Here is a 12900-nt window from a genome sequence, read left to right on the forward strand (position 1 = left end):
GATCACCGACGAGTCAGTATTTAGGCCGACAGTTCGACGCGGCCCTTGCCGCGGCGGGCAGCCAGGATGGCGCGGCCGGCGCGGGTACGCATACGAAGGCGGAAGCCGTGCTTCTTGGCTCGACGGCGGTTATTCGGCTGAAAAGTCCGCTTGCTCACGTTAGTTACTCCAGTGGATCAAAGGTGCGCCCACCCGATCAAAGGGGAAGAACTGGCCGACGCTAAGTTTTTGTATGTGTCTGCATTCCCCCGGTTTTCCGCAACGCTGGGCGTCCGGAAGATCCAAAATGGGGTCAGAAAGCAGGCACAAAGGACTCCACAACGTTAGTTCAAAGCGCGTTGCTGAGTCAAACCGGCAGCGCCGGCCACGCCTATCCCCAGCTGTGGTTAAGTACCGGCTCCAGCCTGTGGATGAAGTGGCTCACAAGGGCCGATTTCGAACCACAACGGTGTAATTATCCACAAGCTGCTTCCCAGCTATCTTCTGGCCTTTTCATCCCCTAGAGTGTCCCAGTAGCCGATTATCCACGGACTGTGCATAACCCTGTGGATTGAGCCGGGCCAGCACCCTGGTTTCGGGCTTGTGGCTGCATGTAATGCAGGTAAGCAAGCTTTGAGGAACCCGATTGATGACAGTAGACGAAGCCAACCACGCCAATACTGTCGGAAGTTCCTGGCGCCGCGTGGTGAACCTTCTCGAACAGGACGACCGGGTGTCCCCGCGGCAGCGCGGTTTCGTTATCCTCGCCCAGGCACAGGGCCTCATCGGGTCGACGCTCCTTGTGGCGGTACCCAACGAACTGACGCGCGAAGTGCTCCAGACCCAGGTGAAGGATGCACTCGACGACGCCCTGCACAACGTCTTTTCGGATGACATCCGGTGCGCGATCGACGTGGATACCGATCTGGTGCCCCTCCACGAAGAGCCCGAACCCGCCGTCGAGCTTTCGCTCGCAACTGACCAGTCTGTTGAACTGAAGCCGCAGCCGATGCTGCCGAGCACGTCTCACGAGTTCGGCAGGCTGAACCCCAAGTACGTTTTTGACACGTTCGTCATCGGCTCCTCCAACAGGTTTGCCCACGCCGCGGCCGTGGCTGTGGCCGAAGCTCCGGCCAAGGCATACAACCCGCTGTTCATCTACGGAGATTCCGGACTGGGCAAGACCCACCTGCTCCACGCGATCGGCCACTATGCCCGGCGGCTCTACAGCGGCATCCGTGTCCGCTACGTGAACTCCGAGGAATTCACCAATGACTTCATCAACTCGATCCGTGACGACGAGGGCGCCAGCTTCAAGACCACGTACCGGAATGTCGATGTTCTGCTGATCGACGACATCCAGTTCCTGGCGGGCAAGGACCGGACGCTCGAGGAGTTCTTCCACACGTTCAACTCCCTGCATAACAACAACAAGCAGGTGGTGATCACCTCCGACCAGCCGCCCAAGCTGCTGGCAGGCTTCGAGGACCGCATGAAATCACGCTTCGAATGGGGCCTGCTGACGGACATCCAGCCTCCGGAGCTCGAAACCCGCATCGCGATCCTCCGCAAGAAGGCACTGAGCGAGGGCCTCTCCGCTCCGGACGACGCACTGGAGTACATCGCCTCCAAGATCGCCAGCAACATCCGCGAACTCGAGGGCGCCCTGATCCGGGTCACAGCGTTCGCCAGCCTGAACCGCCAACCCGTCGATGTGGCCCTGGCCGAGATGGTTCTCAAGGACCTCATCACCGATGACAACGCGCAGGAGATCACGTCCAGCCAGATCCTCACGCAGACCGCGGATTACTTCAAGCTCAGCATGGAAGAGCTGTGCAGCAAGTCCCGCACCCGCACATTGGTGACTGCGCGGCAGATCGCCATGTACCTCTGCCGTGAGCTGACAGACATGTCGCTTCCCAAGATCGGCCAGGAACTCGGCGGCCGCGACCACACCACGGTCATCCACGCGGACCGCAAGATCCGCGAGCTGATGGCCGAGCGCCGTGTGATCTACAACCAGGTCACCGAGCTCACCAACCGGATCAAGCAGCAGCAGCGCGACTCCTGAGCCCAGGTTCTTAACCTTATTAACAGGCGCGTGTGGATAACCCTGTGGACAGTTAAGGGGACAACCGCGGTTAATGGGCTTAAAACCCTTAAGGTGTCTGTGGATTGCCGAAACGGCCAAAAATGTTATCCCCATCCACAGCCTGTTTAAAACCTGCTCCACCCACAGCCCATGAACAGGGCTTAACCCCGGATTCCTGCCGCCAGAGGGAGTTATCCACAGTTTCCACAGCAGTTATTAACACTACTAATCCCAAAAAATCGAAATCCCTCAAACAACAATCTCGGTTCCCTGCCCATGTCGCCCCCAGCCGCAGACCAGGAACGGGCTGGCTGGTGGGGAATTCCCCGGTCTTCGGGCTAAGCTGTCAGCAGCGCTCCCATCCTTGGGTCTTCCTGTGGTTCAGCAAGCGCGGACCATGCAGGTTCCGGTGGTTGGGGGCACAGGTTTTGTGAACTCCCTGCGGGAGTTCCCCTTCAGCAAATGGCAGCAGCAATGAAAGGCGGCACCCTTCCGTGAAGTTCAGAGTCGAACGGGACGTCCTGGCAGAAGCCGTCACATGGACAGCCCGGTCGTTGTCTCCGCGGCCGCCCGTCCCCGTCCTCTCGGGCTTGTTGCTCAAGGCTGAAGCCGGAACGGTGAGCCTATCCAGCTTTGACTACGAAACGTCGGCCAGGCTGGAGATCCCTGCTGACATCGCAGACGAAGGCACCATTCTTGTCTCGGGCCGGCTGCTCGCCGACATCTGCCGCAGCCTTCCATCCGCCCCCGTGGACATCGAGACAGAAGGCAGCAAGGTGACGCTCACCTGCCGCCGAAGCAGTTTCCACCTCGCCACCATGCCCGAGGCCGAGTATCCTCCGCTGCCCGCACTGCCCACCATCAGCGGCACCGTGGCCGGAGACTCCTTTGCACAGGCGGTATCCCAGGTCATCATTGCCGCCAGCAAGGACGACACGCTCCCCATCCTCACGGGCGTCAGGATGGAAATCGAGGACGACCTCATCACGCTTCTGGCAACGGACCGTTACCGCCTCGCCATGCGCGAAGTGCCGTGGAAGCCAGTCACCCCGGGCATTTCCACCAGTGCCCTGGTCAAGGCGAAGACCCTCAACGAGGTGGCCAAGACCCTCGGAGGCAGCGGCGACATCAGCCTCGCCATCGCTGACGACGACTCACGGCTCATCGGCTTTGAAAGCGGCGGGCGCACCACGACGTCCCTGCTTGTCGACGGCGATTACCCGAAGATCCGCTCCCTGTTCCCGGACTCAACTCCGATCCACGCAACAGTGCAGACGCAGGAACTCGTCGAAGCGGTCCGCCGTGTCTCCCTCGTTGCGGAACGGAACACCCCTGTGCGCCTGGCTTTCACCCAGGGCCAGCTCCACCTCGATGCCGGCACCGGCGAGGATGCGCAGGCTTCCGAAGAAATCGAAGCCCAGCTCTCCGGCGAAGACATCACCGTGGCGTTCAATCCTCACTACCTCGTTGAAGGTCTGAGCGTCATCGAAACAAAGTACGTCCGCTTTTCCTTCACCACCGCGCCGAAACCGGCCATGATCACCGCCCAGGCAGACGCCGACGGCGAGGACCAGGACGACTACCGCTACCTCGTGATGCCTGTACGCCTGCCCAACTAGACTTCCCGACCCGCCACCTCCCCAGCGCAGAAAAGAGTTCACCCGTGCACATCGGACTGATCGGCCTTGGAAAAATGGGTTTCAACATGCGCGAACGGTTGCGCAAGGGAGGCATCGAGGTCACGGGCCTGGACCGCAATCCGGAGGTGACGGACGTTTCCTCGGTGGATGAGCTCGTCGCCGCAGTGCCTGCGCCTCGGCTCGTCTGGGTCATGGTCCCGGCCGGCGACATCACGGACGCTGTCATCACTGAACTTGGCACCAAACTCGAACCCGGTGACCTGGTCATCGACGGTGGCAACTCCCGCTTCACAGAGGACCAGAAGCACGGCGCTGCTTTGGCCGAAAAAGGAATCCGCTTTGTGGACTGCGGCGTATCCGGCGGGGTCTGGGGTCTCCAGAACGGTTATGGCCTCATGGCCGGCGGAAACGCCGACGATATCGAGAGTGCCCTGCCTGTGTTTGACGCCCTTCGCCCCGAAGGAGACCGCGCGGACAGCTTCGTCCATGTGGGCGGCGTGGGCGCGGGCCACTACGCCAAAATGGTCCATAACGGCATCGAATACGGCCTCATGCAGGCATACGCGGAAGGCTATGAACTGCTCGCCGCCAAGGAGATCGTCACCGATCTTCCCGGCACCTTCCGCGCCTGGCAGAAGGGAACAGTGGTCCGCTCCTGGCTGCTGGACCTGATGGTGAAGGCGCTGGACGAGGATCCGGGACTGGCATCCATCGATGACTACGTCGAGGACTCCGGTGAAGGACGCTGGACGGTGGAGGAAGCCATCGCCAATGCGGTTCCCGCCCCGGCCATCACCGCCGCCCTCTTCGCACGTTTCTCCTCCCGCGAGGACAACTCGCCCGCCATGAAAATGGTCTCCGCACTGCGCCACCAGTTCGGCGGGCACTCCACCCGTCCGGCCAAGTAGCATCCGCCCCGGGACCTGCGCGTCCCGGACGAGAGTCCCGAGAATCCTGAAGAACGCGTGTACTTAGAGCACTTGTCCCTGACCGACTTCCGCAGCTATGCCCAAGTGGATCTCCGGCTGGAACCCGGCGTTACCGTCCTGGTCGGCTCCAACGGGATCGGCAAGACCAACCTCATGGAGGCCGTCGGGTACCTTGCCACCCTGAGTTCGCACCGCGTCAGCGCCGACGGTCCGCTCCTTCGCTTCGGTACGGAGCGCGCCCTGATCCGGGCCAAACTGGTCCGCGGGGAACAGTCCACTGTGCTGGAACTGGAGATCAACAGCGGCCGGGCCAACCGTGGGCGGATTAACCGCAGCAACCCCGTCCGGGCCCGGGATCTGCTGGGCATCTGCCACACAGTCCTGTTCGCACCCGAGGACCTGGCCCTCGTCAAGGGGGATCCGTCGAACCGGCGGCGCTTCCTCGACGAGCTGCTCGTAAGCTTGATCCCGCGGCACGCCGCCACACGAAGCGACTATGACCGCGTCCTGAAACAGCGCAACGCCCTGCTAAAGTCGGCGCGGGCCGGCAAATTCACGGCGGGCCATGAAGCCACCCTGGATGTCTGGGACCAGCACATGGCCCGCGCCGGAGCGGAACTCACGCACGCCCGCCTGGAGCTCGTGGAGCGGCTCCGCCCCCACCTCAACAATGCCTATGCCCAGCTGACAGACGGTTCCAAGGCTGCAGATGCCGCGTACCGGTCGACGCTCCAGACTCTGATGGACGACGACGGCGCGCCGGCCGGCGTGGGCGGGGAACCTTCTGCCGACGCAGACCAGGTGGAGGACCTGCGGCTGCTTTCGGTGGACGACCTGACCGATCGCTATGTTCGGGCCTTCGCGGCGTCCCGCCGCAGGGAACTTGAACGCGGCATCTCGCTTGTCGGTCCCCATCGCGATGAACTGCAACTAATCCTCGGCCAGGCACCGGCGAAGGGCTATGCCTCACACGGCGAAACCTGGTCGATGTGCCTTTCCCTGCGGCTGGCCTCCTACTACGTCATGCTCGACGACGCACGCACGGGCGGTTCGGCACCCATCCTGATCCTCGACGACGTTTTTGCCGAGCTTGATGTGCAGCGGCGGCGTAAACTGGCCGCAATAGTCTCCAGCGCCGAACAGGTCCTGGTGACTGCCGCCGTCGAAGCTGACATTCCAGAGGAACTGGCCGGGCGGCGGGTGAAGGTCGTCCCGGGAGGAATCGATGATCCGGAATCTCGATGAATAGCACCGACGGTGGCCTCCAGCCAGGCCGCGACCCTGACGAAATCGATGCAGCCCAGGCTGCACTAAACCGGATGCGCGATGCCGCGGCCGCCCGCGGAGAAGTGCGGCGTGCTGCCCCGCGCGCGGGTGGCACCCAGAAGCAGCGCACGGCGGGGCGGAGCACCCGCGGCTTCAGCCAGTTCCACGCCACCGGGCGTGACCCGCTGGGGCTGGGAAAGGTCGTGGGCAGGCTCGTGGCCGAACGCGGCTGGACCTCACCGGTGGCAGTTGGCTCCGTCATGGCCCAGTGGGCCACTCTGGTGGGTCCCGAAATCGCCGCCCACTGCACTCCTGAGAGCTTCACCGACACCACACTGCATGTGCGTTGCGACTCCACGGCCTGGGCCACACAGCTTCGCCTGCTGAGCATCAGCCTGCTGGAAAAGTTCCGTACCGAGCTCGGCGACGGCGTGGTCACCAGCATCCAGGTGCTGGGTCCGGCTGCCCCGAGCTGGCGCAAGGGCGGCCGCACTGTCAACGGCCGCGGGCCCCGGGACACCTACGGGTAGACCCTGGCCGCGGGCGTTCGGATACCCGTCCGCCGACTGACCTATTGAATTATGCTCAAACGGCGTGTAGGCCGTTCAAACCGCCGTCAGCCGTATAGGAACCTGAAGACGGTACCTCGGGAGCCTTGCAGGCGCGGCCAATGGCCAGCGAGAGGCATATTGACCCCCGTTCGCGGCCCTGGAATGCGGGGATCAGCCACTTTTCACGATAGAATCGCTGTAGATAACTGGGCGCCGGTGAAACGTTGACTGAGTCCGTTTTCCGACGCTTTTCCAGCGAGCGGAAGACGGTTCCGCCAGTCGACCGAGTAGTCGGCGCTATCAGTGACGTGCCTGTTGGCAGACGCCTTTCCCTTGGGAGACGGCATCGGCCGGCCATTATCAATCAAAGAGGAGTCGAGAGCGCCTGTGGCTAACGACAATGCAGATATCCAGGCAGTGGAACCCGCAATGGAGGATGCCCCGACGCCTGACACGCCGGCGCAGGCGGTGACCCCGCGCGAATACGGTGCCAGCGACATCACTGTTCTTGAGGGCCTTGAAGCTGTGCGGAAGCGGCCCGGCATGTACATCGGTTCCACGGGCCTGCGCGGATTGCACCACCTCGTGTACGAAGTGGTGGACAACTCCGTTGACGAGGCGCTGGCCGGATACTGCACGCACATTGAAATCGTCCTGCAGGCCGACGGCGGCGTAAAAGTCACGGACGACGGCCGAGGCATTCCGGTGGACATCCACCCCACCGAGGGCAAGCCCACCGTTGAGGTGGTCATGACCATCCTTCACGCCGGCGGCAAGTTCGGCGGCGGCGGATACGCTGTATCCGGCGGCCTCCACGGCGTTGGTATCTCTGTGGTCAACGCGCTCTCCAGCCGGGTGGAAACCGAGGTGCGCCGGCAAGGCCACGTCTGGCGCATGTCGTTCGCCGACGGCGGCAAGCCCCAGGGCAGCCTGGTCAAGGGCGAGGAAACAGACACCACCGGCACCACCCAGACGTTCTACCCGGATGAGGGCATCTTCGAGTCGGTCGAATTCGACTTCGAGACACTGCGTGCACGCTTCCAGCAGATGGCGTTCCTCAACAAGGGCCTTCGCATCACGCTCACGGACGAGCGCGCCACCGCTGCCGGTGATGACGATGACCTCGACCTTGACGCCGTCGCTACCGAAGGTGAAGTCAGTGCGGACCACCGCACCGTGGTCTACCAGTACAACGACGGCCTCCTGGACTACGTCAAGCACCTGAACTCGGGCAAGAAAGTGGACGTGGTCCACGAGGACGTCATCGCCTTCGAGACCGAGGACACGGAACGCAAAATCGCCGTGGAAATGGCCATGCAGTGGACCAGCGCTTACTCCGAGAGCGTCCACACCTATGCCAACACCATCAACACCCACGAAGGCGGCACCCACGAGGAAGGGTTCCGGGCTGCGATGACTTCCCTCATCAACCGCTACGCCCGGGAGAAGAGCATCATCAAGGAAAAGGAAGAGAACCTCACGGGTGATGACATCCGGGAGGGCCTCACCGCCGTCATTTCCGTGAAGCTCGCCGAGCCGCAGTTTGAAGGCCAGACCAAGACCAAGCTGGGAAACTCCGAGGTCAAGGGGTTCGTGCAACGTGTGGTCACCGATCAGCTCGGCGACTGGCTGGAACGTAACCCCGGACCCGCCAGGGACGTCATCCGCAAGGCCATCTCGGCCGCGCAGGCGCGCATGGCCGCACGCAAGGCCCGGGACAATGCCCGCCGCAAGAGCCCGCTGGAGTCCTTTGGCATGCCCGGCAAGCTCTCCGACTGCTCCTCCAAGGATCCGTCGAAGTGCGAGGTCTACATCGTAGAGGGTGACTCCGCCGGCGGTTCGGCCAAGCGCGGCCGGAACCCGGAGACTCAGGCCATCCTGCCCCTGCGAGGCAAGATCCTGAACGTCGAACGGGCCCGGCTGGACAAGGCCCTGGGCAACAACGAGGTCCAGTCCATGATCACGGCGTTCGGCACGGGCATTGGCGAGGACTTCGATCTGAGCAAGCTGCGGTACCACAAGATCGTCCTGATGGCCGATGCCGACGTCGACGGCCAGCACATCACCACGCTCCTGATGACGCTCCTGTTCCGCTACATGCGCCCGCTGATTGAAAACGGCTATGTGTACCTGGCCCAGCCGCCGCTCTACCGGATCAAGTGGTCCAACGCGCCGCACGACTACGTCTACAGCGACCGTGAACGCGACGCCAGGCTGGTGTCCGGGCAGGCCGCGGGGCGCCGCATCCCCAAGGACAACGGCATTCAGCGCTACAAGGGCCTGGGCGAGATGGACTACACGGAGCTCTGGGACACCACCATGGACCCGGACAACCGGACGCTGCTCCAGGTCACCATGGAAGACGCCGCCGCTGCGGACCAGATCTTCACCGTGCTGATGGGCGAGGACGTCGAATCCCGCCGCAACTTCATCCAGCAGAACGCCAAGGACGTCCGGTTCCTTGATATCTAGCGGTAAATCCGCAGTGATATTCCCGAACCGACATATACCTGAAACGGAAAATATAGACTATGAGTGACGAAACCCCTGAGGTTCCTTCGGACTCGGCAGAAAACCCCGAAGTGGTATTGGAGGGGGACGTGCTGATCGACCGCGTGGAGCAGGTTGACCTCCAGACGGAGATGCAGAGATCGTACCTCGACTACGCCATGGCCGTGATCGTGGGCCGTGCACTGCCTGATGTCCGGGACGGTCTCAAGCCTGTGCACCGCCGCGTGCTGTACGCGATGTTTGATGGCGGTTACCGTCCGGACCGCTCGTTCAACAAATGCGCGCGCGTCGTGGGCGAGGTCATGGGCCAGTACCACCCGCACGGTGACACCGCCATCTACGATGCGCTGGTCCGCCTGATCCAGGACTGGACCATGCGGTACCCGCTGGCCCTTGGACAGGGCAACTTCGGTTCTCCCGGCAACGACGGTGCGGCTGCGCCGCGTTACACCGAAACCAAAATGGCGCCCCTGGCCATGGAAATGGTGCGGGACATCGACGAGGAAACCGTCGACTTCCAGGACAACTACGACGGCAAGAACCAGGAGCCCACGATCCTCCCGGCACGGTTCCCGAACCTGCTGGTGAACGGCTCCTCGGGCATCGCCGTCGGCATGGCCACCAACATTCCGCCGCACAACCTCCGCGAGGTGGCCGACGGCGTCCAGTGGTACCTGGCCAACCCCACCGCCAGCCGGGAGCAGCTGCTCGAAGAGCTGCTGCTCCGCATCAAGGGGCCGGATTTCCCCACCGGCGCGACGATCCTCGGCCACAAGGGCATCGAAGATGCCTACCGTACGGGCCGCGGCTCCATCACGATGCGCGCTGTGGTTAACGTCGAGGAACTCCAGGGACGCACGTGCCTGGTGGTCACCGAGCTGCCCTACCAGGCCAACCCGGACAACCTGGCCATCAAGATTGCCGAATTGGTCAAGGACGGTAAGGTCCAGGGGATCGCCGACCTCCGCGACGAAACCTCGGGTCGCACGGGCCAGCGCCTGGTGATTGTCCTGAAGCGCGACGCCGTCGCGAAGGTGGTGCTGAACAACCTCTACAAGCACACGCAGCTGCAGGAAAACTTTGGCGCCAACATGCTGGCTATCGTGGACGGCGTGCCGCGGACGCTGAGCCTCGACGCCTTCATCCGCCACTGGGTCACACACCAGTTGGACGTCATTGCACGCCGCACCCGCTACCGGCTGCGCAAGGCCGAGGAGGAAGCGCACATCCTGCGCGCCCTCTTGAAGGCCCTGGACATGCTGGACGAGGTCATTGCCCTGATCCGCGCCTCCAACACCACCGAGGCGGCACGTGACGGCCTGATGCAACTGCTGGACATCGACGAGCTTCAGGCCCGGGCCATCCTGGACATGCAGCTCCGCCGCCTGGCCGCACTGGAACGCCAGAAGATCCAGGACCGCCACGCTGAACTCGAGGCGCTGATCGCCGAGTACAACGCGATCCTTGCTTCGGAAGAGCGCCAGCGCGAGATCATCAGCAACGAGCTTGCCGAAATCGTGGCCAAGCACGGCGATGACCGCCGCACCAAGATCCTCATGGGCTACGACACCGACATGTCCATGGAAGACCTCATTCCTGAAGAGGAAATGGTGGTCACCATTACCCGCGGCGGCTACGTCAAGCGGACCCGCAGCGACAATTACCGCTCCCAGCAGCGCGGCGGCAAGGGCATCAAGGGCGCCCAGCTGCGCGGCGACGACGTTGTGGAACACTTCTTCGTCACCACCACGCACCACTGGCTGCTCTTCTTCACCAACCTGGGCCGCGTCTACCGCGCCAAGGCGTACGAACTTGCCGAGGGAAGCCGTGACGCAAAGGGACAGCATGTGGCCAACCTGCTGGCATTCCAGCCGGACGAGCACATCGCCCAGGTGCTGGACCTGAAGGACTACCAGCACTCGCCGTACCTCGTGCTGGCCACCAAACGGGGACTCGTCAAGAAGACCCGGCTGGAAGACTACGACACCAACCGGACCGCGGGCGTCATCGCCATCAACCTGCGCGACGAGGATGAACTGGTCTCCGCACAGCTCGTCTCCGAAACGGACGATCTCATGCTGGTGTCACGGAAGGGCCAGTCCATCCGCTTCACCGCGACGGATGACGCGCTGCGGCCAATGGGCCGTGCCACCTCAGGCGTGACGGGCATGAAGTTCCGTGAGGACGATGAACTTCTCGCCGCGAATGTGGTCACGGACGGTTCGTATGTCTTCATCGTCACGGAGGGCGGCTACGCCAAGCGGACCGCCGTCGAGGAGTACCGTCTCCAGGGACGCGGCGGACTGGGTATCAAGGTCGCCAAGCTCGCCGAGGAACGCGGCGACCTGGTTGGCGCCCTGATTGTCCAGGAAGAGGACGAAGTCCTGGTGGTCATGGAGGGCGGCAAGGTGGTCCGTTCGACCGTCGCCGGCGTTCCCGCCAAGGGCCGCGACACCATGGGCGTCATCTTCGCGAAACCCGACAAGAACGACCGCATCATTGAGGTGGCGCGGAACAGCGAACGCGGACTCGAGGGAGAGGAATCTCCGGAGGATGACGTAACGTTGGCTGAAGATACCGGATCAGCAGACGGGTCCGCAGAGGCAGAAACAGCAGAGGCAGAGTCGGCAGTGCCCGCAGCATCCCAGGATGCGGACAATGACGCCGAGCTGAACGAAGACAACACCGGAGGTAACGAGTGAGTAATTCCGACTCATTTCCCAAGCCGAGCAGTAATGGTCCCGGCGGGATACGGCAGCCGGCGGCCGCTCCACGAGTGAACGCCCCGGTGCGTCCCCAGCAGAGCCCGGGCTCGGCGTCGGGACCTTCGGGTCAGCGGCCCGCTGCGCCCGGCCAGCGGCCGGGCCAGGAGCCAGGGCAGGGGCAGCGCCCCCAGGCGCCCGGACAGCGCCCCCAAATGCCCGGCCAGCGGCCCGCAGTGCCCGGCCAGCGGCCCGGGCAGGGTACCCCCGGGCTCGTAAAGCCCGCACCGAAGGCCAAGGTCCGCCGCGCGCGCCTGCTGGTCAGCAAGGTGGACCCTTGGTCCGTCCTGAAGATGGCCTTCCTCCTCTCGGTGGCCCTCGGGATCGTCACCGTGGTGGCGGCCATCGTGCTCTGGACGGTGCTGGACCTGACCGGCATCTTCGACCAGGTGGACAGCCTGCTCGGCACCCTCGCCGGCTCCGAAGGCGGCGGATTCGAACTGAAGAAGGTTGCGTCCCTCGGCCAGGTGGCTTCCTTTGCCACCATCATCGCCGTGGTCAACGTTGTGCTGCTGACGGCCCTGTCCATGCTGTCAGCCGTTCTGTACAACATCTCTGCCACCCTTGTGGGCGGCATCGGCGTCACGCTGACGGACGACTAAAAAAGCCCGTGATTCCGCGGAAATAGCACCACGGAATGCCTCGATTTGAGATCGGGCCGGGATGTGCTGTAAAGTCATGTCTCGGCCCGATGAGGCATCGGGGCGTATAGCTCAGGCGGTTAGAGCGCTTCGCTGATAACGAAGAGGTCCCAGGTTCAAGTCCTGGTACGCCCACGGAACCTGCACAGGTTCAAGTAAAGGATCAGGTAAAACTGACCGGAACGGGGTGCGTGTGAAGAAGTTGCTGGCAATTGCAGCTGCGGTCGCAGGCGTCCTGCTCTACAAGAAAGTGCAGGAATCCGAAGCCCGGAAAACGGTCTGGAGCAAGTCAACCGACACGGTTGAATAGTCCGGATCCCCGGTACGGAGGCTGGTCAGACAGCCTTCCGAACTAGGGTATGATTGATGGGTTGCTTCTTATGGGGGCATGGCGCAATTGGTAGCGCACCTGCTTTGCAAGCAGGGGGTTCGGGGTTCGAGTCCCCGTGCCTCCACCATAAGGAAAGTCCCGGTCAGAGATGGCCGGGGCTTTTTGCTTAACCAGGGTTTCGACAGGCTCAACCAGTGG

10 protein-coding genes and 2 tRNA genes are annotated in these 12900 nt (G+C 63.1%); 11 read left to right on the top strand and 1 reads right to left on the bottom strand.

Annotation, left to right across the window (positions count from 1 at the left end):
* Window positions 1-20: 20 nt before the first annotated feature.
* Window positions 21-158 (bottom strand): 50S ribosomal protein L34, encoded by a 138-nt coding sequence (gene rpmH, locus JYA52_RS18650; RefSeq protein WP_011776797.1) that lies wholly within the window; start codon window positions 156-158, stop codon window positions 21-23.
* A gap of 470 nt (window positions 159-628) precedes the next feature.
* Here rpmH and dnaA point away from each other — a divergent pair, with 470 nt between their 5' ends.
* The 11 genes from dnaA to JYA52_RS18700 all read left to right on the top strand — a co-directional run bounded on the left by dnaA (window position 629) and on the right by JYA52_RS18700 (window position 12829).
* Complete coding sequence (gene dnaA / locus JYA52_RS18655; RefSeq protein ID WP_205654749.1) at window positions 629-2050, top strand: chromosomal replication initiator protein DnaA; 1422 nt, start codon at window positions 629-631, stop codon at window positions 2048-2050.
* 515 nt (window positions 2051-2565) lie between these two features.
* Window positions 2566-3690 carry a DNA polymerase III subunit beta gene (gene dnaN, locus JYA52_RS18660; protein ID WP_205654750.1) on the top strand — a complete coding sequence of 375 codons (1125 nt, stop codon included), beginning with the start codon at window positions 2566-2568 and terminating at the stop codon, window positions 3688-3690.
* Between the two features lie 44 nt (window positions 3691-3734).
* Window positions 3735-4619, top strand: coding sequence for a phosphogluconate dehydrogenase (NAD(+)-dependent, decarboxylating) (gene gnd / locus JYA52_RS18665; RefSeq protein WP_205654751.1), 885 nt, complete (start codon window positions 3735-3737; stop codon window positions 4617-4619).
* A 57-nt stretch (window positions 4620-4676) separates the two neighbouring features.
* On the top strand, window positions 4677-5885 hold the full coding sequence (recF, locus tag JYA52_RS18670; protein WP_205654752.1) for a DNA replication/repair protein RecF: 1209 nt from the start codon (window positions 4677-4679) through the stop codon (window positions 5883-5885).
* Window positions 5882-6436, top strand: coding sequence for a DciA family protein (locus JYA52_RS18675; protein ID WP_205654753.1), 555 nt, complete (start codon window positions 5882-5884; stop codon window positions 6434-6436). Before recF ends, JYA52_RS18675 begins: the two co-directional genes overlap by 4 nt.
* 408 nt (window positions 6437-6844) lie before the next feature.
* Window positions 6845-8929, top strand: a complete 2085-nt coding sequence (gene gyrB / locus JYA52_RS18680) for a DNA topoisomerase (ATP-hydrolyzing) subunit B (protein ID WP_205654754.1) — start codon at window positions 6845-6847, stop codon at window positions 8927-8929.
* A gap of 59 nt (window positions 8930-8988) precedes the next feature.
* Window positions 8989-11670, top strand: coding sequence for a DNA gyrase subunit A (gene gyrA / locus JYA52_RS18685; protein ID WP_205654755.1), 2682 nt, complete (start codon window positions 8989-8991; stop codon window positions 11668-11670).
* Window positions 11667-12332 carry a DUF3566 domain-containing protein gene (locus tag JYA52_RS18690; protein WP_205654756.1) on the top strand — a complete coding sequence of 222 codons (666 nt, stop codon included), beginning with the start codon at window positions 11667-11669 and terminating at the stop codon, window positions 12330-12332. The genes gyrA and JYA52_RS18690 overlap by 4 nt, the downstream gene beginning before the upstream one ends.
* Before the next feature lie 100 nt (window positions 12333-12432).
* A tRNA-Ile gene (locus JYA52_RS18695) sits at window positions 12433-12506 on the top strand.
* Between the two features lie 58 nt (window positions 12507-12564).
* Entirely contained in the window at window positions 12565-12681 is a 117-nt protein-coding gene (locus JYA52_RS22570; RefSeq protein ID WP_307869443.1) for a DLW-39 family protein, read from the top strand.
* Window positions 12682-12753: 72 nt separating this feature from the next.
* Window positions 12754-12829 (top strand) — tRNA-Ala (locus JYA52_RS18700).
* Window positions 12830-12900: the final 71 nt, after the last annotated feature.

It is taken from the genome of Arthrobacter pascens, from assembly GCF_017052465.1.
GTDB classification, from domain to species: Bacteria; Actinomycetota; Actinomycetes; order Actinomycetales; family Micrococcaceae; genus Arthrobacter; species Arthrobacter pascens.